We start from the raw sequence: 25,363 nt of genomic DNA on the forward strand, positions 1-25,363 counted from the left end.
GCTGGAGTTTAGCACCATAGATATATTCTTGCTTCATACGGCTTTAAGAGTACTGATGTCATATGCTTGTGCGGCTCTGCTTCAATATTTGACAAGACGAGTGCATCTGATGACAATGGCAAGCCAGAGTGCTTGAACAACGCCGGTGTTCCTGTCAGATTGGCCACAATCAGTGCAGTATGGCTCTCGTTTTTCCGAAGATATGCAAAGATTTGCTGATCTTCCGGTAAAATGAGCTCGTATGTCCCGTTAATAAAAACATCATATGTTTGGCGCAGCTTGATCAAGCTTTTGTAAAAATGGTAAACGGATGTTTTATCATTTTTTTGCGCCTCGGCATTCAGCCATTTGTAATTCTCATTGATTCCGATCCACGGTTTGGCCTCAGAAAATCCGGCGTATGGACCTGCATTCCATTGCATCGGCGTTCTTGAATTGTCTCTTCCCTTTTTCCAGACAATCTTCATCACATCCTCGTGTGATGTGCCTTTCGCTGTTTTTGTTTCATACAGGCGTTTCATTGCGACATCATCATAGTCCTCAATAGAGGGAAAAGCCACGTTCGTCATCCCGAGTTCCTGTCCCTGATAAATAAACGGTGTGCCTTTCATGAGAAAATAAACAGCGGAAAGCGCTTTTGCACTTTCTTTCAGGTACACTCCGTCGTCTCCCCACACAGAAACTGAACGGGGCTGGTCGTGATTCTCCATAAACAAAGCATTCCAGCCGATCCCTTCCAGACTGTCCTGCCAGTCAGTTAAAATTCGTTTAAATGCAACGATATCAATACTTTCATTGATCTCTACATCCCACAGGCCGAGATGCTCAAATTGAAAAATCATGCTGAATATGCCGTTTTTTTCTCCAGCCCAATCAGCTGCTTCTTTTGCAGCGACGCCGTTCGCTTCACCAACTGTCATAATCGGATAGCGGGAAAACGTGTTTTCCTTCAGTTCTGTTAACAAATCCATAATGCCGTCAGCATTCATATGATAAGGAAAGGAAGGGACATAGTCCAGTCCCTTTGGATTCGGCATGTCAGGAAACCCTTCTTTTTTCTTAATATGCGTAATGGCATCCACCCGAAATCCGTCAATTCCTTTATCAAGCCACCAATTGATCATGTCATAAACGGCATTCCTCACCTTTTCATTTTCCCAATTCAAATCAGGCTGTTTTTTATCAAAAAGGTGCAGATAATACTGGCTTGTCTTTTGATCATACTCCCAAGCCGGCCCGCCGAAAATGCTTTCCCAATTGTTGGGCGTTTTTCCGTTTTTGCCGTCTTTCCAAATATACCAGTCGCGCTTTTCCGAGTGTATGGATGAACGGGATTCTATGAACCATGGATGTTCGTCGCTTGTGTGGTTCACAACGAGATCCATAATCAGCTTCATATCCAGATCATGAATGTCACCAAGCAGCTCATCAAAATCTTCCATCGTGCCAAACTCGCTTAATATGTTTTGATAATCCCGGATATCATAGCCATTATCGGCATTCGGTGAATCATACAGCGGGCAAATCCATATGACGTCAGCGCCCAGCTCTTTTATGTAAGAAAGCTTGGATCTGATTCCTTGAATATCCCCGATTCCGTCGCCATTTGAATCTTTAAAACTGCGGGGGTAAATTTGGTAAACAACAGCTTCCTTCCACCAAGCCTTTTTCATACAGCCACTCCTTCCCAGTGTACCGGTCTTATATATCCTATGTAGAAAAAAGGCTTCACAGCATTGCTTTTTAAGAAATGACTTGATGACACAAAAAACAGCCGTTCGTTCCCCGGCTGTTTTTTATTAAAAATCAGTTTTTTTAATTTCTACAAAACGGATGTGATGATCTTCGGCGTCGAGGATTTTAAATTCACAGCCCTCCGCGTGTATCACATCTCCTGCTTTCAGCTCCATTTTTTGCGTTAGAAGCCAGCCTGCAATCGTATCAATTTCTTCATTTTCAATCGCAATGTCGAGAAGGTCATTCACTTCGTCTATTAGCGCTTTTCCATCCATCACATAATGGTGCTCGCCCTTTTTCAGGATGTGTGGTGTTTCATCTTGATCATACTCATCGCGGATTTCCCCGACGATTTCCTCTATAATATCCTCTACAGTGACAAGCCCCGCCGTTCCCCCGTATTCATCGACGAGAATCGCCATGTGAATCCGCTCCTTCTGCATGCGGATTAAAAGCTGTTGAACAGGAATGCTTTCAATGACCCTGATAACGGGCCTCATGATTTGCTCCAGCTTTATCGGCTGGCCGAGAAAATAAGCTTTAAACATATCTTTGCTGTTGATGATCCCTAAAATATGATCCTTGTCATCTTTGATGACAGGGTAGCGTGTATACCGTTCATTAATGATGTGATGAATTGCCTCTTCAAGCGACTGCTCCAGAGAGATAACCGCAATTTCTGTCCGCGGAATCATAATCTCTCTCGCTACCCGGTTGTCAAATTCAAAAATCTTATTTACATAACGGAATTCAGACTGATTGATTTCTCCCTTTTCATAGCTTTCTGAAAGGATCAGTCTTAGTTCCTCCTCGCTGATGACAACCTGATGCTCCTTTACTGAATGAAAGCCAAACAATTTCACAAGAAAACTTGCAGAGCCGTTTAATGCTTTAATAAACGGGTACGTGATTTTATAAAACCAGATCAGCGGCTTTGCAATCCATAAGCTTACAGCTTCAGCTTTTTGAATAGAAACCGTTTTCGGGGCAAGCTCCCCCATCACCACATGCAAAAAAGTGACGATGATAAATGCAACTACAAATGTGACAATGTGGTTAAACGGTTCCGGCATGCCTGTCATTGTAAATAAGGGATGAAGAAAACGTTCAAATGTAGGTTCACCAAGCCATCCAAGGCCGAGGGCTGTAATCGTAATCCCAAGCTGGCAGGCTGATAAATACTCGTCAAGATTGGAGATGATTTTATGTGCGGCTAGCGCCCGGCTGTCACCGCTTTCGATGAGCTGATTGATTTTTGAACCTCTGATTTTGACGATCGCAAATTCCGCTGCAACGAAAACAGCCGTAATGCCAATCAAAACAAAAATGGCGATCAATTGTAAAATAAGCAAAAAAAGCCCTTACCATAAATGGTAAGGGGCCACCTCCTTAACGTTAATTCTCATCACGACCGTTTAAGAAGATCATCACAAAACGAAGTAGTTCAAACAGGGAAACCAGGGCGGCGGCCACATACGTTAAGGCAGCAGCGCTCAGCACTTTATTTACCCCATTTTCTTCATTGTTTCGGATGAATCCTTCTGACACAATAATCTGCTTCGCGCGTGAGCTTGCATTGAATTCGACAGGCAATGTAATCAGCTGGAAAAAGACTGCCGCTGAAAACAGTATGATGCCAAGCCCGATCAAATTCAGGCTGCCGAGAAGCATGCCCCCTAAGAAAAGCAAAGGAGCTACACCGGATGCAAAATTCACGACTGGGAAGATTTTATGTCTCAGCACAAGCGCACCATATGACTCCTGATGCTGCAAGGCATGTCCGACTTCATGGGAAGCTACGGATATGGCGGAAATTGAGCGGCCGTAATAGACCGGCTCAGATAAACGCACTACCCGTCTTGTCGGGTCGTAATGGTCTGTTAAAGTGCCTCTTACCGGTTCGACCGGCACGTCGTAAAGACCGTTTATATCTAAAATCCGTCTTGCCGTTTCTGCCCCTGTACGTCCGCTTGAGGCTTCCACTTTTGAATATTTTTCAAAGTTGCTCTTTACTTTAAATTGTGCCCAAAACGACAATCCCAATGCGGCTATTGTTAAAAATATAAACAGCATTTTTTCATCATCCTTTTTCCATGATCATTTCTCTATTACGATTATTTTAATGAGTTTTCTTTCCCGTGTACAGAAATGCGCTTTTTCTTCCGGCTTGGAGCACACAATCCAATCAGCAAAAAGAACAGGCCTGCTGAAAACAAATAAAAGGCGAAACTGCCGGCCAGTTCTTTCAGAAAATGAAGCCAGGAGAAGCTGCCGGAAAAGTGATTATATGAATTCAAATCGAAAATAAACAAAATCACCGCGGATGCCGCCAGCTGCGTACCGATCAAAACCACGATCGTTCTTTGAAAGATCGTCATCTTTTTCATCCTTTTTGTTTTAGTTTATGGAGAAATCCGGTTTTATATGTTTTGTACATTTTTTGAAAAACATCACCGGAAGTGGGACATACTGTTAGAAAAAAGCACGGGTGTGATGGAAGCTATGAAAGTGACGAGTGAGGAAAAGGAACAGCTGAGCACAGCAATCGACCGAATGAATGAAGGACTGGACGCGTTTATCCAGCTTTATAATGAATCGGAAATTGATGAACCGCTTATTCAGCTTGATGATGATACAGCCGAGTTAATGAAGCAGGCCCGAGATATGTACGGCCAGGAAAAGCTAAATGAAAAATTAAATACAATTATTAAACAGATTTTATCCATCTCAGTATCTGAAGAAGGAGAAAAAGAATGAAATCAAATCGGATATTTATTTCATGGCTCAGGTGGCCGTTATTTATCCGAATCGGGGTTATTATTTTATGTCTGATTCTTTTGTTCGGCCAAATCATTTATATACTTGAGCCTAAGCAGTTCACTTCGGTATTCGAAGGCATTTGGTGGGCTGTCGTTACGGTTTCGACAGTCGGTTATGGAGACTATGTGCCGCACACGCCGCTGGGACAGGCAGCCGGAATACTGCTGATTTTGAGCGGAGCAAGCTTTGTCACAGCATATTTCGCTACGTTATCAGCGGCCGCATTCAGCAGACAGCATCGCTACATCGAAGGAAAAGTTGCTTACAAAGGCCGGGACCACATCATTCTGATCGGGTGGAATGAAAAAACAAACCGGCTTTTGAAGGACCTTCAGCTTGCCGCCCCTTCCAAAACAGTCGTACTAATCGATGAATCCTTAACAGAAGGCCCGCTTATTGAAAACGTTCATTTCATACGCGGGCACGCTGCCGATGATGGGACACTGAAACGGGCCAATATTACTGAAGCGGAATCAGTGATGATTACTGCCGATCAGTATAAAAGTGAAACTGATGCTGATATGCTGTCAGTGCTGACTCTTTTATCTGTTAAAGGGCTTAATCCCCTTGCTTACTGCATCGTCGAGATTTTGACTGACCGTTTTGTCACAAATGCAGAGCGGGCAGGCGCAAACCAAATCATCGGAACTTCAGAATTTATCAGCCGGGCGATGCTGCAGCATTACCAAGTCAAGTTACGGCCGCATAAACAGCAGAACGGAATCAAGCTGACACTTGATCAGCATGTGGAGCTTCTTGCTGTTCCTGACGAACTAAAGGGAGCGGCTTACAAAACCTGTGTTCTCTATTTCCTTGATCACAACACAACAATTATAGGCGTACAAAAAAAGGAGGGGCCGATGCTTTCCCCTCCTCTTACATACAAGGTGCTCGAAACAGATCAATTCCTTGCCATCTAGTGTAACAGAACATCCTCCAATTCTTTCACGAGAGAGGCGCCGATATCCAAAAATGCCGGATCAATTTCCGCGTCCCGCCTTTCCGGTTCGGAAAATTGATTAAACAGTGATTGGAAAGGCCCTCCCTCGGCGTGATCGTCAACATCCGCCTGAAACACCTGTCTCAGCATAAATGGCTTTCCGATCCGGACGGCCGCCCCTCGTTCATCGAGACTGCCCTGTACCGAATTGACGGGAATTCTTAAAAATAAATAGCCGTCTCTATCATCAATTTTATAATCAAAGTAGCCATGATCGTATTCCCAGCCGCCGTTTATCACATAACCGAGCGGCTTCATCACTTGTTCCAGTTCTTGAAGCAGAAAAGACTGCCCATCTATCGCGGAAGGTATTGGTATCATCAGAATGCCCCTTTTTTCACTTATCCTGTCCTGCCGAACAAGACTTCATTCAGAGGCGCCTACATGGAAATCGTTGTTTCTTTCGCGCGGCCAACAGAAAAGAAAGCGCATTCAATTAAGAAGTAAACAGCCATTGCCGCTGCAAGCCATACAGCTGAATCCCAAGACACATAAACAACCGTTGCATAGAGTCCTAATTTAGTGAAAAGAGTATGGGTTCGTTTTAAATGCAAAATCCGATGTACTGCATCGGTAAAAAGGGCAAGCGGCAAACCAATGAGAAGAAAGGCGTGGATGAAAAAATGTGAAAGCGTGCCGCCAAAGCTTGAAGAAAACTCTGTATACACGGCATCAAAGGAGATAAGGAAACTTAAAATAGCTGCAGAAAAACCGGCAATGATGAGATGTTTAACCAATTGTTTCATGAACATCAGCACCCTTTCTGATTTTATAAAAAGCCGACCGGCAAATGCCAGTCAGCTTTCTCACATTAATCTTCCAGACGTTTTTCAAGCTCTGCTTTTTTCTCTTCAAAGCCAGGTTTGCCGAGTAACGCAAACATATTGACTTTATACGCTTCTACACCAGGCTGGTCAAACGGATTGACGCCAAGGAGGTAACCGCTCATCGCGCAGGCTTTTTCGAAGAAATATACAAGGTATCCAAAAGTATATGCATTCAGCTCAGGAATGTTAACGATTAAGTTCGGAACATTTCCGTCTGTATGGGCAAGCATCGTGCCTTGGAATGCTTTTTTGTTAACGAAATCAACGGTTTTACCGGCTAAATAGTTCAAGCCGTCAAGATCGTTATCCGCTTCCTCAATTGTCAGTTCATGTTTAGGTTTCTCTACGTTCAGGACCGTTTCGAATAAATCTCTGCGGCCTTCTTGTACATACTGGCCTAAAGAATGAAGGTCTGTTGAATAGTTCGCTGAAGAAGGATAAATGCCCTTCTCATCTTTCCCTTCGCTTTCTCCGAACAGCTGCTTCCACCATTCCGCAAAGTATTGAAGCGCCGGTTCGTAGTTGATGAGCATTTCAATTGTTTTGCCCTTATTATAAAGGACATTGCGAACAACCGCATATTGGTATGCTGGGTTATCTTCCAGTTCAGATGTTGCAAAATCTTTGCTCGCATCCAGGGCGCCTTTCATCATGTCGTCAATGTTGACGCCGCTGACAGCAATCGGCAAGAGGCCTACAGCTGTTAAAACTGAATAACGGCCGCCGACATCGTCAGGAATAACGAATGATTCGAAGCCTTCTTCGTTAGAAAGCGTTTTTAATGCGCCGCGCTCTTTATCAGTTGTTGCATAAATCCGCGCTTTCGCTTCTTCTTTACCGTATTTCTCTTCAAGAAGCTTGCGGAAAATACGGAAAGCGATTGCAGGTTCAGTTGTTGTACCTGATTTAGAAATCACATTAATAGAGAAGTCAACATCTTCAAGAAGATCCATGACGTCTCTCATATAAGATGAACTGATGTTGTTTCCGATAAAAATGACTTGCGGATTGCCGCGTTTTGCTTTTGGCAAAGTGTTATAAAACGCGTGATTCAGCGCTTCAATCGCTGCCCGCGCTCCAAGATAAGAACCGCCAATGCCGACAACAAGCAAGACATCAGAGTCAGATTTGATTTTTTCCGCGCTTTTTTTGATGCGCGCGAATTCTTCTTTATCATAATGTTCAGGGAGGTCCACCCAGCCTAGAAAATCGCTGCCCGCGCCTGTTTTTTCATGGATATTATGGTGTGCTGTTTTTACAAAGTCCCGCAGATATGTAAGTTCATGTTCGTTGAAGAAAGTCAACGCTTTTGAGTAGTCAAAGCGTACATGCGTCATTGCTTGTCCCTCCATAACGGTATAGTGTTTTCATCTTTCACTTTATATGAACTTATCTGTGAAATCAAGTCAAGAAGAAAGGGCGGAATGACTGGATTCCGCCCTTTGAGTTTATAGAGACGCGCGAAGGATGGCAAGCACGTCATCTTTGTTCAGTTTTTGGAAGTTGCCGAAGCCGCCGTGTTCCATTTCCTTGGCTGCGATATCAGCAATCAGCTCAAGCTTTTCTTCTCCAATATTGTAATCAGCAAGACGAGAAGGTGCACCGAGGCTTGTCCAGAACGCAGACAGTTTATCGATTCCTTCAAGCGCAATTTCTTTATCTGTTTTACCTTCAGTATCAATGTCAAACATGTTGAGCATAAGGTTTTTAAAACGGCCTACATTTGTATCAAGCGTGTATCTCATCCAGTTTGGGAACAGTATCGCCAAACCGCCCGCGTGCGGAATATCATATACAGCTGAAACAGCGTGTTCCATTGTATGAGAAGCCCAGTCACCAAAGTAGCCCATTTGGAGCGTGCCGTTTAAAGCAATAGTACCAGCGTACAAAATCGTTTCACGAAGTTTGTAGTTTTCCAGATCTTCAAGAAGCTTAGGAGCTGTTTCGATGACCGTCTGCAAAACAGCAAAGCACATTCTATCCTGAAGCGGCGTATTTTCAACATTATGGAAGTATTGTTCGAATACGTGGCTCATCATGTCAACCATGCCGTATACTGTTTGATTTTCCGGAACCGTGAACGTATTTTCAGGGTCTAAAATAGAGAAACGCGGATGAGTGACATTGCTGCCCCATACAAATTTCTCGTTTGTTTCCCAGTTTGTAATCACGGAATCAGGGTTCATTTCAGAGCCTGTTGCAGCAAGCGTTAAAACAGTGCCAAACGGCAGCGCATCCTCCGCTGTTACTTTTTTGCTGAAAATATCCCAAGCGTCGCCATCGTATTTGACGCCAGCTGCGATTGCCTTTGTACAGTCAATCACACTGCCTCCGCCGACAGCAAGCAGAAAATCAATGTCATGCTCTCTGCAAAGTCCTATGCCTTTTTCCACTGTTGCAAGACGCGGGTTCGGCTCTACACCTGACAGCTCATGAACAACAGCGCCCTCTTCTTTTAAAATGCCTGTGACTTGATCATAAAGGCCGTTGCGTTTAATGCTGCCGCCCCCGTAAACAAGCAGTACATTCTTGCCGTATTGTTTGAATTCTTTTCTTAATTGATCAAGCTGACCTTTTCCAAAAATCAGCTTTGTCGGATTATAATAAGTGAAATTTTCCATAGTAAAACCTCCAAATGATGCTGGTAAAAAACAGATTTTCCATTGTAACATAAGTTGACAAAAAGAAAAAGGGAAGCAGCCAAACGGCTATTTCCCCTTTTTTTATAGAGATGCTTTCAAAATTGAAAGCACATCTTCTTTGTTGAGTGATTTAAATTGGCCGAATGTACCGTTAGCCATTGCCTTGTCAGCAATTGTGTCAAGCTGCTCATCATTAATATCATAATCAGCAAGACGGTTCGGAGCGCCAAGGCTTGTCCAGAATGCGGACAGCTTATCGATACCTTCAAGGGCAATTTCTTCATCCGTTTTACCTGCTTCTTCAACATCAAACACGCGAACTGCAAGCTGTTTCATGCGGGCAGGGTTTTCAGACAATGTGTGTCTCATCCAGTTCGGGAACAAAATTGCCAGTCCGCCGGCATGCGGAATATCATAAACGGCTGATACTGCATGTTCAATATTATGAGTAGCCCAATCCCCTCTTGCCCCCATAGAAAGCATGCCGTTTAATGCGATTGTTCCTGTGTACAGGATCGTCTCACGCAATTCGTAATTTTCGAGATCATTGATCAGCTTAGGCGCTGTTTCAATGACTGTACGCAGAAGTGATTCACACATGCGGTCCTGATACGGCGTGTTTGATACATGATGGAAGTATTGTTCGAATACGTGGCTCATCATGTCAACCATCCCGTAGATCGTGTGGTTTTTAGGTACTGTGAATGTATTCACCGGATCAAGAATCGAAAATTTAGGGAATACGAGCGGGCTGCCCCAGCCGTATTTTTCTTTTGTTTCCCAGTTTGTAATAACAGATCCTGAGTTCATTTCTGAACCAGTCGCAGCGAGAGTCAATACCGTTCCGAATGGCAAAGCATCTTTTGACTGATGCTTTTTCGTAACGATATCCCACGCATCACCATCATACTTTGCTCCTGCGGCAATCGCTTTTGTACAGTCGATTACGCTTCCGCCTCCGACAGCCAGCAAGAAATCAATGTTTTGTTCTTTACAGATGGCAACACCTTTATTAACAGTCGACACACGAGGATTCGGTTCCACACCTGCTAATTCATGCACGGTCGCTCCGGCTTTATTCAGCTGTTCAATCACTTGATCATACAGGCCGCTGCGTTTAATGCTGCCGCCTCCGTACACAAGCAATACGTTTTTTCCGTAAGGTTTGAGTTCCTCCGGAAGTCTTTCCACTTCGCCGCGCCCGAAAATTAATTTGGTCGGATTCCAGTATGTAAAGTTTTGCATGACATCTCCTCCTTAGATTTTTTATTATGCAGAATGTCCTCACCACATGTAAAGCAATCAGCTCTCACCGATCAGCATACCAGATGGTTTTATTTTGCAAGATGCTGGGAAAGAAGCTGATATAAGCGAGGGCAGGCCAGCCTCATATGGAGAATGCATGTATAGATTCTCCAATATGTCACAATCTATAACTGTTTTAATAATTCATGGAGGAGGTTGCAAAACATGAGTACCATTCAAAGAATTTGTCTTGTATTAACCATCATTGGCGCCATTAACTGGGGACTGATCGGATTTTTCCAATTTGACTTAGTAGCGGCTATCTTCGGCGGCCAAGGGTCAGCTCTTTCCCGAATCATTTACGGACTTGTCGGAATCGCCGGCTTAATCAACCTCGGTCTGCTATTTAAGCCAAACGAGGAAAGATCACGTGAAGAAGCAGCAAATCCTGAAATGCGATAGGATATCAATCACGCTGAAATAGGATTTTGCATGAAATCAAAAGCACCGAACATTCCTGTCCGGTGCTTTTTTCATGCTTATTTTTTGATAAGGTCTTTGCGGTTGGACATTTCGATCCACTCTTCAAGCTTATCTTTTAATGTGTTGAAACCTTGTGGTGTAGAAGCTTCTTCGCTTACTTGAGCAGCTTTAGGTTTTCTTGGTTTGCTTTCTTTTTTCTCAGGCGCAGCTTGTGTCGCACGAATTGAAAGGCTGATTTTGCCTTTTTCTTCATCAACAGCAAGTACTTTTACTTGTACTTCGTCGCCAACTGAAAGGTGCTCGTTGATATCTTTTACGAAACCATGAGTCACTTCAGAAATGTGTACTAAACCTTGAGTTTCTTCATCTAATGCAACAAACGCACCATACGCTTGTAATCCTGTAACTTTACCAGTGTAAACACTGCCCACTTCAAATTTTGCTGCCATTCATAACAACTCCTAAGTTAAATTAAATATCTGTTTATACGCAATTTAAAATTATATCACACATGTCTTATTTCCGCAAAGAAAACTTTTTATAAAAAATCAGGTTTATACACAGCAAAAAGGGGGTAAACTGAAAATACCAAAGGCTTTCTAGTATTCCCCCCTTTTATTGGATGCGAACAAAAGGTTCGTATCTTTTTTTATGTTGTTTTGTGCAGGAAGCGTTTCATTCTGACTAACGCTTCTTGAAGCTGTTCAATCGAGGTTGCGTATGAACAACGGATATATCCCTCACCGCTCGGACCAAACACACTTCCAGGAACAACTGCCACTTTTTCCTGCGTCAGTAGCTCCTCGGCAAACTGTTCTGAACTCATTCCCGTGCTTTTAATAGATGGAAAAGCATAGAAAGCGCCGCCCGGATGATGACAGCTGAGACCGATTTCATTGAGCGATTCTACAAACAGATTCCGTCTTCTTCGATAGCTTTTTTTCATTTTTTCTACGTCTTCCATGCCGTTCTTCAGGCCTTCAAGGGCGGCAAACTGCGCCATTGCGGGCGCACACATCATCGCATATTGATGAATTTTAAGCATGGCATCCCGAAGCAAGGATGGTGCCGCGGCAAAACCGAGCCTCCAGCCCGTCATTGCAAATGCTTTTGAAAAGCCTGAGATGACTACCGTCCGTTCCTTCATTCCCGGTAATGCCGCTATACTTGTAAATTCCTCATCATATGTCAGCTCCGCGTAGATCTCGTCGGCTAAGACGATGACATCATGTTTTTTGGCAAACTCAGCAATCTCATTCAGCTCTTCCTTCGAATAAACCGAACCTGTCGGATTCGATGGTGAGCAGATGAGAATGGCCTTTGTTTTTTCAGTGACTGCCGCTTCAAAATCAGCAGCCGTTGCTTTAAATCCTTTGTCTGCCGTTGTATGAACGTGAACCGGGATACCGCCTGCCAAAGAAACAAGCGCATCATACGCCACAAAACACGGCTCAGGAATGATGACTTCCTCACCTGGATTCACAATGGCGCGGATCGCAATATCCAAAGCCTGACTTGCCCCCACTGTCACAATCAGCTCATTATCTGGCGAGTAGCTAAGATCAAACCTGTTGCTCAAATAACGGCTGATTTCCTCCCGCAATGAGTATAAACCCGCATTGGCCGTGTATGACGTATATCCTTGTTCAAGAGAGAGAATGCTTGCTTCGCGGACATTCCACGCGGTAACAAAATCAGGCTCGCCGACGCCTAAAGAAATGACGCCTTCCATCGTTGCCGCCAAATCAAAGAATTTGCGGATGCCGGATGGTTTTATTTGTTGTACATAGTCTGATAAATACGAAGTCATTTACGGTGACACCACGATTCTTTTGTCGTCGTCTCCTGTTTCAAACACTTTGCCGTCATGCTTGTATTTTTTCAGGATAAAATGGGTTGTCGTAGATACAACTGAATCAAGCGTTGACAGTTTATCCGAAACAAAACGCGCTACGTCAGACATCGAATTGCCGCGAATCACGACAGACAAATCGTATACGCCTGACATCAGGTAAACTGATTCAACCTCTTGGAATCGGTAAATCCGTTCCGCCACTTCATCAAAACCGACGCCCCGCTTCGGCGTTACTTTGACGTCGATCATGGCCGTAACGCCCTCATGTCCGTCTACTTTTCGCCAATCAATCATAGCGGAATAATCGATAATAACCTTTTCTTTCTCCAGTTTGTCAATAATTGTTTTTACTTCATTTACAGGGATGCCCGCCATCTTTGCGATTGTTTCTAAATCGGCGCGGCTGTTTTCGTCTAAAATTTCTAATATTTCTGTTTCTTTTTCTGTCAATTTCATTTGATTCACACCTTTGCAATGTCAAGAAATCTCATGACATTATATCACGTTTTTTGACGAATGCTAAGAAAAAACGAGGAGAAACTTCCGCTAGAATTTACAATTTCAGGGCATAATACAACCATCAAAAAAAGGGAGTGACACAGAATGGAGGCGGTTTCACCAATAAGGCGGTTTATGGTCGATGGAGTCAATGTATACTACGAACATTATCAAAATCCCGGCAGGCAAACGCTGGTCTGCGTACACGGTTTTTTATCATCTGCATTCAGCTTCAGAAAAGTAATTCCTCTCCTTCGGGACAAGTACGACATCATCGCGCTTGATTTGCCTCCTTTCGGCCAATCTGAAAAATCAAGAACGTTTATCTATACCTATCAAAACCTTGCTAAGCTTGTCATTGGGATTTTGGAGCACTTGCAAGTGAAACAGGCTGTGCTTGTCGGGCATTCTATGGGCGGGCAGATATCGCTGTCTGCTGCTCTCCAAAAACCTGAGCTTTTTTCAAAGGTTGTGCTGCTTTGCAGTTCAGGGTATTTAAAACGTTCACACCCGACGATCATTTTCGGGACCCATATCCCGTATTTTCATCTTTACATCAAACGCTGGCTCTCGAAAGAAGGCGTGATGAAAAATTTATTAAATGTGGTGCATGACAAATCGCTGATTGATGAGGAGATGATCGACGGCTATGGCAGACCGTTTCAGGACGAGCAGATTTTCAAAGCCATGACAAGGTTTATCCGCCACAGAGAAGGAGATTTAGAACCCGAGCAATTGAAGAAAATGAACAAGCCTGCTCTATTGATTTGGGGCGAGGAGGATCGAATTGTCCCAATGGAGATCGGTAAACGGCTGCACGCAGATTTGCCTAATTCCGTGCTGTACTCACTTGGCCAGACCGGACATCTGGTGCCTGAAGAACGGCCTGAACTTGTTTCTGAACACATTGCTGATTTTATCAATTAAAAAAACCGGTGCTGAACCGGTTTTTTTAAGGCGTGCAGGAGCTGCTGTTTTTAATGAATAAAAGCTGGCCAGCCACTTCCCGGCAGCTGGCGATCGGCAGCGTTTGTTCAAAAGAAGTTTCAAATATTTGCTGAATGCTTTTCGCCAGCACGTCGGGATCGTCTTCATCATAGACTGCCTGCACGACATCAACAGCCTCCGTTTCGTAAAACTCTTCTCCATATTTAAACGGGTCCCATTTGGCAATGATCTTAATCATTTCCCTGACCGCTTGACTTTCTTCCATATTCATCACCGCTTATAATAAAATTTGCAGTTCTATCTTATCATAGTGAAGCTTAGAAGAATAAACATACATGAGGGGGTAACAGAATGAACTTTGATAAACGAGAAGAACGCCTTGGCACCCAATCGGTCAAATGGGACAAAACAGGCGAATTATTTGGCGTGACAGACGCACTCCCGATGTGGGTGGCGGATATGGATTTTCGCGCGCCAGAAGCGATAACTGAAGCGTTAAAAGAGCGTCTTGACCACGGTATTTTTGGTTATACAACTCCAGATCAAAAAACGAGGGATGCTGTGTGCGGATGGATGCAAAACAGGCACGGCTGGAAGGTGAATCCGGAAAGCATCACATTCAGCCCCGGCGTTGTAACGGCTTTGAGCATGGCGGTACAAGCTTTTACGGAGCCGGGCGATCAAGTAGTTGTTCAGCCTCCAGTTTATACGCCTTTTTACCATATGGTGGAGAAAAACGGCCGGCACATTTTACATAATCCGCTGCTAGAAAAAGACGGCGCATATGCAATGGATTTTGAAGATTTGGAGACGAAGCTTAGTGACCCAAGTGTTACATTGTTTATTTTATGCAATCCTCATAACCCTTCTGGGCGTTCATGGGGCCGGGAAGACTTACTGAAGCTAGGCGAATTGTGCCTTGAGCATGGCGTCACAGTTGTATCGGATGAAATCCATTCTGATTTAATGCTGTACGGACACATACACACGCCGTTCGCTTCGCTCTCTGACGATTTCGCTGATATTTCTGTGACATGTGCTGCTCCAAGCAAAACATTTAATATCGCCGGATTGCAGGCTTCAGCAATCATTATTCCGGATCGCCTGAAGCGCGCCAAGTTTTCCGCAAGCCTTCAGCGCAATGGTTTAGGCGGACTGAACGCGTTTGCCGTCACTGCAATCGAAGCCGCGTATTCAAAAGGGGGACCGTGGCTTGATGGATTGATCTCTTACATTGAGAGAAACATGAACGAAGCGGAAGCCTTTTTGAGCACCGAGCTGCCAAAGGTCAAAATGATGAAGCCGGATGCATCATACTTGATTTGGCTCGACTTCAGCGCTTACGGCTTGTCCGATGCAGAGCTTCAGCAAAGAATGCTAAAAAAAGGAAAAGTTATTTTAGAGCCCGGGACGAAATACGGGCCTGGCGGAGAAGGATTTATGCGCCTGAACGCAGGATGCTCTCTTGCAACCCTGCAGGACGGCCTGCGCCGCATCAAAGCCGCATTATCGTAAATATAGCTGTTAAACGCCTTTACGTCTTCATTTGTAAAGGCGTTCTTAATAAAGGAATTTTATATTTTACTTCTAATATTTAGTGTTATAATAGATTCATATTTTATACGAAAGGATTTCACACGAATGGAAATTCTAAAAGACTATCTTCTGCACATCTGCTTTATTTTGTTTCCTATTCTTCTTTACCAAGTGTTTTGGCTTGGAAAACCTGCGATTCTTGTGCCAAAAATAAACAGCGGTTTGGTCACGCTCTTCGCCTGCGGTGCCTCCGTTTTATGCATTATTTTCCCGATTCATGAAATGGACTACATACAATACGGCCTTCAGATGATTCCCGTTATCATTTGTTTATTTTACATTAGTACCGCTTCCGGACTTACAGTCGCCGCATCTGTCCTATGTTTTGAACTGCTTTTTTACGAACCTTCCGCAATGTTTGTTTTCACTTTGCTGCCTTTTCTTATCATTATCCCAATCTTATTTCAGAAAAAATGGCCATTCATGTCCAAAGCGAAAAAACTGCTGCTGTCTTTATTGATCAGCTGCGTGGAGATTTTCCTATTCTTCGCCTCAAGCTGGATTCTTTCCGCCTTGAATATTTTAAATTTTCAAAAATCAGGAATTTTCGTTTACGAGGCGGCAGTCTCAGGGCTTTTCCGCTCCAGTGTTCTTCTATTAAGCATCTATATTATCGAAAGCATCGCCGAAAATATCGCCCTGCGCTCACAGCTTATCCATTCTGAAAAAATGACGATTGTGAGTGAACTGGCAGCGAGCGTCGCCCATGAGGTCAGGAATCCGCTGACAGTTGTCCGCGGGTTTGTCCAGCTGCTTTTTAATGACGAAACCCTACAAAACAAGTCGAGTGCGGATTACAAAAAGCTTGTACTGTCAGAGCTTGACCGGGCGCAAGGCATTATCACAAACTATCTCGATATGGCCAAACAGCAATTATACGAAAAAGAGGTTTTTGACCTATCTGCCCTTATCAAAGAGACAAGCTCCCTTATGGTGTCGTACGCCAATTACAAGTCAGTAACCGTCGAGGCTGAAACAGAACCGGACCTTTTGATATACGGAGACGCAACAAAGCTGAAGCAGGCTGTCATCAACCTGATGAAAAACAGTATTGAAGCGGTTCCTCACGGGAAGGGGATGATCCACATATCAGCCAAAAGAAACGGCCATACGATCATGATCAACATCACAGACAATGGGGTCGGGATGACAGACCATCAAATGCAAAAACTCGGCGAACCTTATTATTCCTTAAAAACGAACGGAACGGGACTCGGCCTCACCGTAACCTTTTCCATTATTGAACATCATCACGGGACCATTTCATTTAACAGCAGCTTCCAAAAAGGCACTACGGTGACCATTAAGCTTCCCGCTGATCTTCCTCACTAGCAAATCGATTGGAACTTTAATAGAATAAATGCGAGGTGATGACAGATGAGCACGTTTGAGACAGGCTCTATCGTTAAAGGATTTTACAAAACAGGTGTATACATAGGAGAAATCACGGCTTGCAGGCCGCAGCATTATTTAGTGAAAGTGAAAGCGGTTCTTACCCATCCCGCTCAGGGAGACCTTCATCATCCAAAACAGGCGGATGTGCCATTTTTTCATGAGAGAAAAGCGCTCGCATATGGTGAACAGACCAATATCCCCCACCATATGGTGAAGCCTTATGACGGTGAAGTGCCGGATTATACCGAATCTCTGCGGGAGGCGACAGCACAGCTGAGAGCCAAATTGAATGAGGATGGTTCGGAGTGGGCAAAGCGCTCCCTTCATAATCTGGACATTTTAGAAAAAGAATATTTTAACCGGCCATAACCCAGTCTGACAAAAGATTGGGTTTTTTACGTCGCGCGCTTCAACAGTTCGGTTAAATCGATTCTTTCGCCGATTGTGGGCGGTTTTGGCTTTTCGAGATACTGCTTATCCTGCTCAACAAGCTTAAAAAGTTTGTATGCTGTGAGAGCATCATCAAGCGCTTTATGATGGGTGCCGGTTCCGGAATCTCCATACTCTTCGGCAGCTTTCCATAAACCCGTCAATGTCCGGTCTCCAAAAAAGTTTTTGTATTCAAGCGATAAATCTCTCATTTCTCCCTTAAACGGGAAAGGGATATGGTTAAACATACAGTTTTGCTTCAGCACTTTCATATCCATGTTTCCCCACGTAATAATTGTGCTGTTTTTCTCAGGATCCAGCTCGTTTAGTTTACGGATGAAATCCTCGAATCTCATTCCTTCGTCTACCTGTTTTTGTGTTATTTTTAAAAATGATTTGCAGCGTTTCGTAAGCTTCGGGAACTTTTTCGGTCTAACATAGCTAGAAAACGTCTCAACCACTTCATCATCAATCGACTTTACAATTCCGGCTTCAATGATTTCCGGGAAGAAGTTTTGAGGACTGTACTTTCCGTCGGGCATTGTAAATTCGAAATCAATAATGAGTAAGCTGTTTGTCGTCACCTTTTTACACCTGCCTTTCCTCCGATCAGAAAATGCTATCTTTATAGTATATCAATTCCCCTTCTCGACATTTCTTCATTTTCTAAAAATAATGAATTTTCCCAGCCGCTTCGTTTCTTTTAAATTGTGAATCGTTTCTTTATAATTAGTAAGGAACCCGAAATAATAAGAAGGTGATGTTATTTCTATCCGTAAGAAAAACTTTGTCATTGTGTGGCTGGCGAACTTTTTTGTCTCCGCTAGCACGACGATGATCGTTCCTTTTCTCTCCTTATACATTGAGACGCTCAGCTCTTTTTCAAACGGCTTTGTGCAAAGGTGGAGCGGCTATGTGTTCGGCATTACATTTCTCATGGCGTTTTTGGTATCCCCGTTTTGGGGACGGTTCGGAGACAAACGCGGATACAAGAAAATCCTTATGGCAACCGGAACGGGCATTGCCCTCAGCATTTTCTTCATGGGCTTTGTTACATCGGTGTACCAATTGTTTTTTCTGCGTATGGCAATGGGTCTTGTAACCGGATTCATCCCAACATCTCTTGCGATGATTTCGGCACAGACTCCGAAGAGCTCAGCCGGCAAAACGCTTGGCACGCTGCAAATGGGGCAAGTGTCCGGAAGCTTGTTCGGCCCGCTTTTGGGAGGCATGCTTGCTGATCGTTTCGGCTTTACGTATACCTTTTTTATCACATCCTTTGTGATTTTCTCGTCTGTTCTTCTCGTGTTATTTGGTGTCAAAGAAAAGCCTCTTGCAGAGAAAACAGCCAAACGTACGTCTTACTCGAGAAAAGAAGTGCTCTCCTATATTTTTCACCAGCCGGCGCTGTGGGTCATGATGCTGTTAACCATGCTGATTCAAACAGGCAATTTCAGTATCCAGCCCCTGCTCGCTTTATATGTAAATGAGCTGCACGGACCTGTCAATCTTGCCTTTTTCTCCGGCATGGCATTTTCAGCAACGGGGCTCGGAAGTTTGCTGCTGGCTAGAAAATGGGGTGATCTGGGCGACCGCTACGGCCACCGCCGCATTTTAATCGGACTTTTGCTCGCCGCCTCTTTCTTTTTTATTCCGCAGGCGCTCGCGTCCTCACTCAGCGTGCTCCTTGTTTTCAGATTTTTATTCGGAATGGCAATGGGCGGTTTGCTGCCATGCATTACGGCAGCGATCCGCGTTCAGGCTCCCGGCAGCATTCAAGGTGAAGTTCTCGGCTACAATGTCAGCTTTCGCTTTTTAGGAAACGTGCTCGGGCCTCTGCTCGGCGGAATCATATCGAGCCACTTTACCATTTCGGCCACCTTTTACGTCACAGCGTTTCTCTTTTTCGCCGGCGCCTGCATGCTTTGGATCATGCAGAAACTTCGGAAAGATTCTTATGCCAAAGCAAGCTGATTCCGAGAAAAAACTGAGGAATCTTCTAAATTTAACCTTCTCGTAATCTCAAAAGAATGGTACGATATGGCTAGAATTTAGGAGAAAAGAGAGTGACCATGTTACGAAAAATAATCGGATGGATTTTGCTCCTTTGCATAATCCCATTGTTTGCATTTACAGTTATCGCTTCCGGAAAAGAAGTAAAACAAATGAAGTCCCTGGATCAGGTGCTTGATAAAAATATTAATCTGAAAGATATCAGCCTTGTTCAGAACAGCTACATGTATGACAGGGACGGCTCCCTTGTCTCGGAAATCGTCAGCGACCACGAAAACCGTGTGCTCGTTCCATTTAACAAGATTCCCGAGGAAGTCAAACAGATTTTCTTAACATCTGAGGACCGCCATTTTTACGAGCATAAAGGCTTTGACTTTATGGGAATGGTGCGGGCTACTGCTTCTAACGTAAAAGACAAGAAAATTGACCAGGGTGCCAGCACCATCACACAGCAGCTTTCAAGAAACTTATATTTGAGCCACGAACGCTCCTTCAGCCGCAAGCTGACAGAGCTCGCGTATTCCTATCAGCTGGAGAAAAAATATACGAAAAATGAAATTCTTGAAGCTTACTTAAATACCATTTATTTTAACAATGGTGTTTATGGCGTCGGTTCAGCGGCTGAATTCTATTTCAGCAAACCGCTGAAATCTCTCACAGTGGGAGAAATGGCTTTTATCTGTGCTATACCTAATAACCCTACATTATATGATCCTCTCAAGCATTTTGACTACACGAAAAGCCGTCAAGAACGTTTGCTTAAAGGGCTAAAAGATGCCGGGGTCATTACGGACAAAGAGCTGAAAAAAGCCGTAAAACAAAAAATCAAACTGGATGTTGAAAAAAGAGAAGACAAATATCCTGACTACGTTTCCTACGTCAATGATGAATTCACTCAGCTGGTGTCTGAATCAGAAGGCTTTGATAAACGCCTTCAAAAAGCATCAGGAAAACAAAAAGAAAAGATCGAAAACGAGCTGTCCGCAAGAGTCAGCACGCTGATGAAAGACGGTGTGAAAATTTATACTGCACTTGATCCGTATATGCAAAATCAAGTTGTGGCACAAATGAATTCCAAGCTCCCGTATGCGGACGTACAGGGCGGAGCGGCTGTGATTAATCACCAGACGCATCAAATCATCGCTCTATCCGGCGGGAAAAACTATCAAAAATATGACTTTAACCGCGCCTACCAGGCGTACAGGCAGCCGGGTTCATCCATTAAGCCGCTTCTTGATTACGGCCCTTATATTGAACAGACCGGCGCGACAACAAGCAGCACCATTGATGCCAGCAAGTTTTGCAGCAAAGACTACTGTCCGCAAAACTACAATAACCGCACTTACGGCACAGTGACGCTTGATACGGCGTTTAAAAATTCATATAATACACCGGCTATTAGAATGCTCGACCGCGTCGGCATCCAAAAGGCATTCAGTTATATTGAGCCGTATCATTTTGCCAAACTTGTCGACAGTGACTATCTTCTTCCGGCGGCGCTTGGCGGATTTACAAACGGCATGACGCCTCTTGAGATGACAAAGGCTTATACGACATTCGGCAACAGCGGAAGCTATACGCCGAGCCATGCGATTACAAAGGTGACAGACCTTAAAGGAGAAACACTTTATAAATGGAATGATAAAGCGACTCAAATATTCAGCGTCCGCACGAACATGCAGCTGAAAAAACTGATGTCTTCCGTTGTGAAAAGCGGAACAGGGAAAAAAGCATATTTCAATGCGCCTTACATCGGCGGTAAAACCGGAACATCAAATGATTATCACGATATGTGGTTTGTCGGCCTGACTGATACGTATACAATGGGTGTCTGGGTCGGAAAGGATACACCGACCAGCGTTGAATATCTTCACAGCATCAGCCCTCAGCTTTCCATCTGGAAAGGAACGCTGCAAGCTGCTTATTAAAGGATCGGAGGAGATATGGGGTGACTTCAGAACAAATTCCAAATCGCGTTTTGCTGTTTGACGGTGTCTGCAATTTATGCAATGGCGCCGTGCAATTTATCATTAAACGTGATCCGGACGGATTGATTTCTTTCACATCGCTGCAGTCGGAAACAGGACAGAGCCTGCTGAAAAAAAGCGGGCTTCCGACTGATCGGTTTGACAGCTTTGTCTTTATTGAAGACGGCCAAGTGTACACAAAGTCAACTGCAGCCATTAAGGTTTTCAGGCAGCTGCGAGGCCCATGGCGGCTCTTCGTCCTTTTTTTCGCAGTGCCGAAGCCTGTCAGAGATATGGTCTATTCTTTCATTGCCAAAAACCGCTATAAGTGGTTTGGCAAAAAAAATGAATGTATGCTCCCCTCCCCTTCTATTAAAAAAAGATTTTTACCGTAAATAAAAAATGGCTAGGAAGCTAGCCATCACAGATTGTTGACAAAATCCTAAAACGGCTTCGTTTTAGGATTTTGTCATCTTTTCAGCGTGATTGAAAACTTTTGAAGTTGTGAAACGGCGGAAACCTGAGAATCTAGCCGCCGTTTTATTGCGTATAGAGCACGAAGCGCAAATCTGACCACCAAACGCTGAAATGGCTAGCTTACACAGGTAAGCTAGCCATTATGCTATTATAAAGCTTGATAAATATGAACAGAATACCGATAACAAAGGTAAACCAAAACAGCAGTTCCAATAGAATGAATCCGACTAATGACATGAGAGAAAGCGTCGAATAAATCCGGTACACGGTAAACACAAAGTAAGCGAGCGTAACGACCGCAAACCAGATCACAATCCAAATGACATTTTGCAAGAGCACAAAGGATAAAATCCCGCCGCCCAAATAAATCATGGAACCCATTCTGAGTTTTTTCAGGTTGTTCCCTTCCGGATCATTAGCAAAAAACAGCAATGACAGCTCGGTCACGGTATTTGCAATTAATTTCAGAGCGGACAGAACCATAAAATATAAAAGTGCAAAGGCAGCAAATAACGCAAGCCTGATTCCTTTCTCTGAAAAATAATCGAGCATTCCATCATACATTCCAAATGAAGACAGCATCTTCAACGCATAAAGTGAAGTTGAGATGGATAAGGACGAACTAAAAAGCAGGATCGCAATCAGCGGAAAATATCCTGTCAAATAAGTATTTTTCATATAAAAAAGTCCCTTTCTATAATCTACCTCATTTATTATGGAGGACTTAAAACACATTGACAAGATAAATTATTCCATTTTTTCTCCTTTTTAAGAATTACAGTCCCAAATCTTCACAAAGCAGCATTTTGAGAGTAAAGTAGTACGCAGGAATCATAAAACGTAAGGAAGTTTTATATGAAAAAAACATTAAAACTGCAAACCAGACTCACCATATTTGTTTGTATTGTTGTATTAATCGCATTGCTCATTACGTTTTTTACAGTCGGTGCCCAAACCACCAAACGGATTAGAGATCAGGAAAAGGCCACTGCGCTGCAGACTGCTGAAATGGTAGCTGAGGCGCCGATGACAGCCGCTGCTTTAGAAAACGGGAAAAAACAAAAGGAACTGCAGAGCTACACAAAGCGGGTTCAGAAAATCACCGGCACGGAATTTGTTGTCGTCATGGATATGAGCGGTATCCGCAAAACTCATCCTGACCCGAGCAAAATCGGAAAAAAATTCAGAGGCGGTGATGAGTCCGAGGTATTAAAAGGGCATGTCCATATCAGCACAGCCTCTGGCACGCTCGGGAAATCGCAGAGAGCGTTCGTCCCTGTCTACGCGGAGAATGGAAAACAAGTCGGTGCAGTCGCGGTCGGCATCACCGTAAATGAAATTGATGAAGTGATCAGCCATAGCTTACGGCCGCTTTACTTTATTATTTGCGTCAGCATCTTCGTCGGTGTGATCGGAGCCGTTATCGTCGCCCGTACAGTGAAAAATATCATGTACGGACTTGAACCTTATGAAATTGCGACTCTGCTTGAAGAACGGAGCGCGATGCTGGAATCGACGAAGGAAGGAATACTCGCTGTCGATGAACATGGCAAAATTAAACTTGCCAACGCGGAAGCAAAACGCCTATTCGTCAAAATGGGCATCAACACAAATCCCATTGATCAGGATGTAGATGACATCTTGCCGAAAAGCCGCTTGAAAAAGGTCATTGAGACAAAAAAACCCCTTCAAGACAGAGACGTCCGCATTAACGGGCTGGAGCTTGTGTTTAATGAAGTTCCTATCCAGCTGAAAGGACAAACTGTCGGAGCGATTGCGACATTCCGAGACAAGACCGAGGTAAAACATTTAGCTGAACAGCTTTCCGGTGTTAAAATGTATGCAAACGCACTGAGAGCGCAGTCTCATGAATTTATGAACAAACTGCATGTGATATTAGGTCTCGTCCAGCTGAAAGAGTATAACGATCTTGGAGATTATATTAAAGATATAGCCATACAGCAAAAATCAGAAACAAGTGAAATTATAAATGATGTCAAAAGCTCCGTACTGGCCGGTTTTCTGCTCGGAAAGCAAAGCTTTATACGTGAACAGGGCGCAAATCTTGATATTGAATGCAACGGTGTCATCCCGAACGCGGCAGACCCTTCTGTCATCCATGAACTTATTACAATCATCGGAAATCTCATCAACAATGGCTTAGACGCCGTTGCCGATATGCCGAAAAAACAAATCACCATGTCCATGCGCTTCCATAACAGCATACTTGATATTGAAATTACCGATACTGGAGCAGGCATGTCTGAAGAAGACCAAGCCAAAGTATTTGAACAAGGCTATTCAACAAAGGGCAAAAACCGGGGATTCGGCCTTTATTTCACACAGCAAAGCATCGAAAATTTAAAAGGCCAAATGATCCTCACAAGCGAAAAGAATGAAGGAACGACATTCAGTATTCGCATCCCGTACGAACCGAAGGAGGAAAATCATGATTAATGTACTAATAGTTGAAGATGACCCCATGGTGGGTGAATTAAATAAACGATACTTAAGCCAAATAGATGGCTTTCAGCTGAAAGGCATCGCTTCTTCCTTTCAAAGCGCTCTGCATATTTTAGGCGAGCATCATATCGACCTCATTTTGCTTGATATTTATATGCCGGGAAAAAACGGGCTGGAACTGCTGACGGAATTGAGAGCACAAAATGAAGCGGTTGACGTGATTGTCATCTCAGCGGCCAGCGAGCTTGACGTGATCAAGAAAACACTTCGGTACGGAGCTGTTGATTATTTAATCAAACCATTTGAATTTGAACGTTTCCAAACGGCTTTGTCTGATTACAGACGAAAACAAAAGGTGTATTCAACCCATCGCAACATGAGCCAAAAAGAACTGGACGCCGAGCTTTTTCAAAAGAAAGAAGCAACAGAAAAAGTGCAGCTTCCTAAAGGCCTGACAAAAAGCACGCTGAAGCTGATCTGGTCCAGTATCCAGTCATTTGAAAATGAATCTTTTACGACAGAAGACTTGGCAAAGCACACAGAAATCTCTCAAGTATCCATACGAAAATACTTAAAGTTTCTTGAAGATATACAGGTTCTGAATGTAGAAATGGCGTACGGAACGATCGGAAGACCTGTGTTTCAGTACAACGTCAACAACAGTAACCTTAACGGAATAAAGCAATATCTATAAGAAAACGCACTGCTCGCTTTGAGCAGTGCGTTTTTCCTGTCATATCTCTTGCCAAGATGCTTGATTCTATTGTTGATAAGTTATACAAGAATAACAAAGGGCCTTTCACATTTTTAAGCAAACAATTCTAAAAATAGATACTTTTTAAAAAATTATGCGAAATTCTATTTATTTCTTATTAGTTAAATGATAAATTATGATTGGTTAGTTGATCCCGAAAAACTAAGTCATAAGTCTTACTTCAGAAAACGATGTCACGGTTTTCCGCCCGGAA

Annotated in this window: 28 protein-coding genes; 12 read left to right on the forward strand and 16 right to left on the reverse strand. The window is 43.6% G+C overall.

Annotated features, from left to right (window positions below):
* Positions 1 to 8: 8 nt before the first annotated feature.
* The 4 genes from MHB62_RS16200 to MHB62_RS16215 form a co-directional block, all read right to left on the reverse strand.
* Positions 9 to 1,673 carry an alpha-glucosidase gene (locus MHB62_RS16200; protein WP_032722416.1) on the reverse strand — a complete coding sequence of 555 codons (1,665 nt, stop codon included), beginning with the start codon at positions 1,671 to 1,673 and terminating at the stop codon, positions 9 to 11.
* Between the two features lie 126 nt (positions 1,674 to 1,799).
* Positions 1,800 to 3,089 (reverse strand): hemolysin family protein, encoded by a 1,290-nt coding sequence (locus tag MHB62_RS16205; RefSeq protein ID WP_024571512.1) that lies wholly within the window; start codon positions 3,087 to 3,089, stop codon positions 1,800 to 1,802.
* 43 nt (positions 3,090 to 3,132) lie between these two features.
* A complete protein-coding gene (locus tag MHB62_RS16210; protein WP_003228889.1) occupies positions 3,133 to 3,810 on the reverse strand; it encodes a zinc metallopeptidase in 678 nt (225 codons plus the stop codon).
* A 41-nt stretch (positions 3,811 to 3,851) separates the two neighbouring features.
* A complete protein-coding gene (locus MHB62_RS16215) occupies positions 3,852 to 4,115 on the reverse strand; it encodes a membrane protein (RefSeq protein ID WP_015483620.1) in 264 nt (87 codons plus the stop codon).
* Positions 4,116 to 4,161: 46 nt separating this feature from the next.
* Between MHB62_RS16215 and mstX the strand changes: the two genes are divergently transcribed.
* Entirely contained in the window at positions 4,162 to 4,494 is a 333-nt protein-coding gene (gene mstX, locus MHB62_RS16220; protein WP_003228886.1) for a biofilm formation protein MstX, read from the forward strand.
* Positions 4,491 to 5,477 (forward strand): potassium channel protein KbfO, encoded by a 987-nt coding sequence (kbfO, locus tag MHB62_RS16225; RefSeq protein WP_029725854.1) that lies wholly within the window; start codon positions 4,491 to 4,493, stop codon positions 5,475 to 5,477. The genes mstX and kbfO overlap by 4 nt, the downstream gene beginning before the upstream one ends.
* Here kbfO and MHB62_RS16230 read toward each other — a convergent pair.
* From MHB62_RS16230 to MHB62_RS16250, 5 genes are all read right to left on the reverse strand, one after another.
* On the reverse strand, positions 5,474 to 5,878 hold the full coding sequence (locus MHB62_RS16230) for a YugN-like family protein (RefSeq protein ID WP_029725855.1): 405 nt from the start codon (positions 5,876 to 5,878) through the stop codon (positions 5,474 to 5,476). The two genes, kbfO and MHB62_RS16230, sit on opposite strands and share 4 nt — an antisense overlap.
* Positions 5,879 to 5,937: 59 nt before the next feature.
* Entirely contained in the window at positions 5,938 to 6,309 is a 372-nt protein-coding gene (locus tag MHB62_RS16235; protein ID WP_015251349.1) for a hypothetical protein, read from the reverse strand.
* Positions 6,310 to 6,368: 59 nt separating this feature from the next.
* Positions 6,369 to 7,721 (reverse strand): glucose-6-phosphate isomerase, encoded by a 1,353-nt coding sequence (locus MHB62_RS16240; protein WP_003243401.1) that lies wholly within the window; start codon positions 7,719 to 7,721, stop codon positions 6,369 to 6,371.
* A 111-nt stretch (positions 7,722 to 7,832) separates the two neighbouring features.
* A complete protein-coding gene (locus MHB62_RS16245; RefSeq protein ID WP_032722419.1) occupies positions 7,833 to 9,005 on the reverse strand; it encodes an iron-containing alcohol dehydrogenase in 1,173 nt (390 codons plus the stop codon).
* Positions 9,006 to 9,107: 102 nt separating this feature from the next.
* On the reverse strand, positions 9,108 to 10,271 hold the full coding sequence (locus MHB62_RS16250; RefSeq protein WP_032722420.1) for an iron-containing alcohol dehydrogenase: 1,164 nt from the start codon (positions 10,269 to 10,271) through the stop codon (positions 9,108 to 9,110).
* A gap of 225 nt (positions 10,272 to 10,496) precedes the next feature.
* On the opposite strand from MHB62_RS16250, the gene MHB62_RS16255 reads away from it, so the two are divergent.
* On the forward strand, positions 10,497 to 10,733 hold the full coding sequence (locus tag MHB62_RS16255) for a DUF378 domain-containing protein (RefSeq protein ID WP_003220771.1): 237 nt from the start codon (positions 10,497 to 10,499) through the stop codon (positions 10,731 to 10,733).
* A 77-nt stretch (positions 10,734 to 10,810) separates the two neighbouring features.
* Here the strand turns inward: MHB62_RS16255 and yugI are convergent, their stop codons facing one another.
* The 3 genes from yugI to MHB62_RS16270 all read right to left on the reverse strand — a co-directional run bounded on the left by yugI (position 10,811) and on the right by MHB62_RS16270 (position 13,065).
* Positions 10,811 to 11,203, reverse strand: coding sequence for a S1 domain-containing post-transcriptional regulator GSP13 (gene yugI / locus MHB62_RS16260; RefSeq protein ID WP_003228864.1), 393 nt, complete (start codon positions 11,201 to 11,203; stop codon positions 10,811 to 10,813).
* Between the two features lie 200 nt (positions 11,204 to 11,403).
* Positions 11,404 to 12,564 carry an aminotransferase gene (locus tag MHB62_RS16265; RefSeq protein ID WP_003228862.1) on the reverse strand — a complete coding sequence of 387 codons (1,161 nt, stop codon included), beginning with the start codon at positions 12,562 to 12,564 and terminating at the stop codon, positions 11,404 to 11,406.
* On the reverse strand, positions 12,565 to 13,065 hold the full coding sequence (locus tag MHB62_RS16270; protein WP_009968070.1) for an Lrp/AsnC family transcriptional regulator: 501 nt from the start codon (positions 13,063 to 13,065) through the stop codon (positions 12,565 to 12,567).
* Positions 13,066 to 13,212: 147 nt separating this feature from the next.
* Between MHB62_RS16270 and MHB62_RS16275 the strand changes: the two genes are divergently transcribed.
* Positions 13,213 to 14,034, forward strand: coding sequence for an alpha/beta fold hydrolase (locus tag MHB62_RS16275; RefSeq protein ID WP_019712492.1), 822 nt, complete (start codon positions 13,213 to 13,215; stop codon positions 14,032 to 14,034).
* Between the two features lie 25 nt (positions 14,035 to 14,059).
* On the opposite strand, the gene MHB62_RS16280 is transcribed toward MHB62_RS16275, so the two are convergent.
* Positions 14,060 to 14,320, reverse strand: a complete 261-nt coding sequence (locus MHB62_RS16280; RefSeq protein ID WP_032722422.1) for a YugE family protein — start codon at positions 14,318 to 14,320, stop codon at positions 14,060 to 14,062.
* Between the two features lie 86 nt (positions 14,321 to 14,406).
* On the opposite strand from MHB62_RS16280, the gene patB reads away from it, so the two are divergent.
* From patB to kapB, 3 genes are all read left to right on the forward strand, one after another.
* Entirely contained in the window at positions 14,407 to 15,570 is a 1,164-nt protein-coding gene (gene patB, locus MHB62_RS16285; protein ID WP_029725858.1) for a cystathionine beta-lyase PatB, read from the forward strand.
* Positions 15,571 to 15,696: 126 nt separating this feature from the next.
* Complete coding sequence (gene kinB, locus MHB62_RS16290) at positions 15,697 to 16,983, forward strand: sporulation sensor histidine kinase KinB (protein ID WP_003228853.1); 1,287 nt, start codon at positions 15,697 to 15,699, stop codon at positions 16,981 to 16,983.
* A 45-nt stretch (positions 16,984 to 17,028) separates the two neighbouring features.
* Complete coding sequence (gene kapB / locus MHB62_RS16295) at positions 17,029 to 17,415, forward strand: kinase-associated lipoprotein KapB (protein WP_015384502.1); 387 nt, start codon at positions 17,029 to 17,031, stop codon at positions 17,413 to 17,415.
* Positions 17,416 to 17,441: 26 nt separating this feature from the next.
* Here the strand turns inward: kapB and kapD are convergent, their stop codons facing one another.
* Positions 17,442 to 18,059: a 3'-5' exonuclease KapD gene (kapD, locus tag MHB62_RS16300; protein WP_003228846.1), complete on the reverse strand. Its 618-nt coding sequence runs from the start codon at positions 18,057 to 18,059 to the stop codon at positions 17,442 to 17,444.
* Positions 18,060 to 18,134: 75 nt separating this feature from the next.
* Positions 18,135 to 18,338, reverse strand: a complete 204-nt coding sequence (locus MHB62_RS16305) for a hypothetical protein (RefSeq protein ID WP_003243502.1) — start codon at positions 18,336 to 18,338, stop codon at positions 18,135 to 18,137.
* On the opposite strand from MHB62_RS16305, the gene MHB62_RS16310 reads away from it, so the two are divergent.
* The 3 genes from MHB62_RS16310 to MHB62_RS16320 all read left to right on the forward strand — a co-directional run bounded on the left by MHB62_RS16310 (position 18,241) and on the right by MHB62_RS16320 (position 21,850).
* The gene (locus MHB62_RS16310; RefSeq protein WP_220562392.1) at positions 18,241 to 19,449 is read left to right on the forward strand and encodes a multidrug efflux MFS transporter; all 1,209 of its coding nucleotides are present in this window, start codon (positions 18,241 to 18,243) and stop codon (positions 19,447 to 19,449) included. The two genes, MHB62_RS16305 and MHB62_RS16310, sit on opposite strands and share 98 nt — an antisense overlap.
* A gap of 92 nt (positions 19,450 to 19,541) precedes the next feature.
* The gene (locus MHB62_RS16315) at positions 19,542 to 21,416 is read left to right on the forward strand and encodes a transglycosylase domain-containing protein (RefSeq protein WP_080287629.1); all 1,875 of its coding nucleotides are present in this window, start codon (positions 19,542 to 19,544) and stop codon (positions 21,414 to 21,416) included.
* Positions 21,417 to 21,436: 20 nt separating this feature from the next.
* Positions 21,437 to 21,850, forward strand: coding sequence for a thiol-disulfide oxidoreductase DCC family protein (locus tag MHB62_RS16320; RefSeq protein WP_032722426.1), 414 nt, complete (start codon positions 21,437 to 21,439; stop codon positions 21,848 to 21,850).
* 202 nt (positions 21,851 to 22,052) lie between these two features.
* On the opposite strand, the gene MHB62_RS16325 is transcribed toward MHB62_RS16320, so the two are convergent.
* On the reverse strand, positions 22,053 to 22,610 hold the full coding sequence (locus MHB62_RS16325) for a YufK family protein (RefSeq protein WP_003228837.1): 558 nt from the start codon (positions 22,608 to 22,610) through the stop codon (positions 22,053 to 22,055).
* A 177-nt stretch (positions 22,611 to 22,787) separates the two neighbouring features.
* Here MHB62_RS16325 and maeL point away from each other — a divergent pair, with 177 nt between their 5' ends.
* Entirely contained in the window at positions 22,788 to 24,389 is a 1,602-nt protein-coding gene (maeL, locus tag MHB62_RS16330) for a two-component system sensor histidine kinase MaeL (protein WP_032722428.1), read from the forward strand.
* The gene (maeM, locus tag MHB62_RS16335) at positions 24,382 to 25,089 is read left to right on the forward strand and encodes a two-component system response regulator MaeM (RefSeq protein WP_014477821.1); all 708 of its coding nucleotides are present in this window, start codon (positions 24,382 to 24,384) and stop codon (positions 25,087 to 25,089) included. The genes maeL and maeM overlap by 8 nt, the downstream gene beginning before the upstream one ends.
* Positions 25,090 to 25,363: the final 274 nt, after the last annotated feature.

The organism is Bacillus sp. FSL K6-0255 (assembly GCF_045040725.1).
Classification (GTDB): Bacteria; Bacillota; Bacilli; order Bacillales; family Bacillaceae; genus Bacillus; species Bacillus subtilis.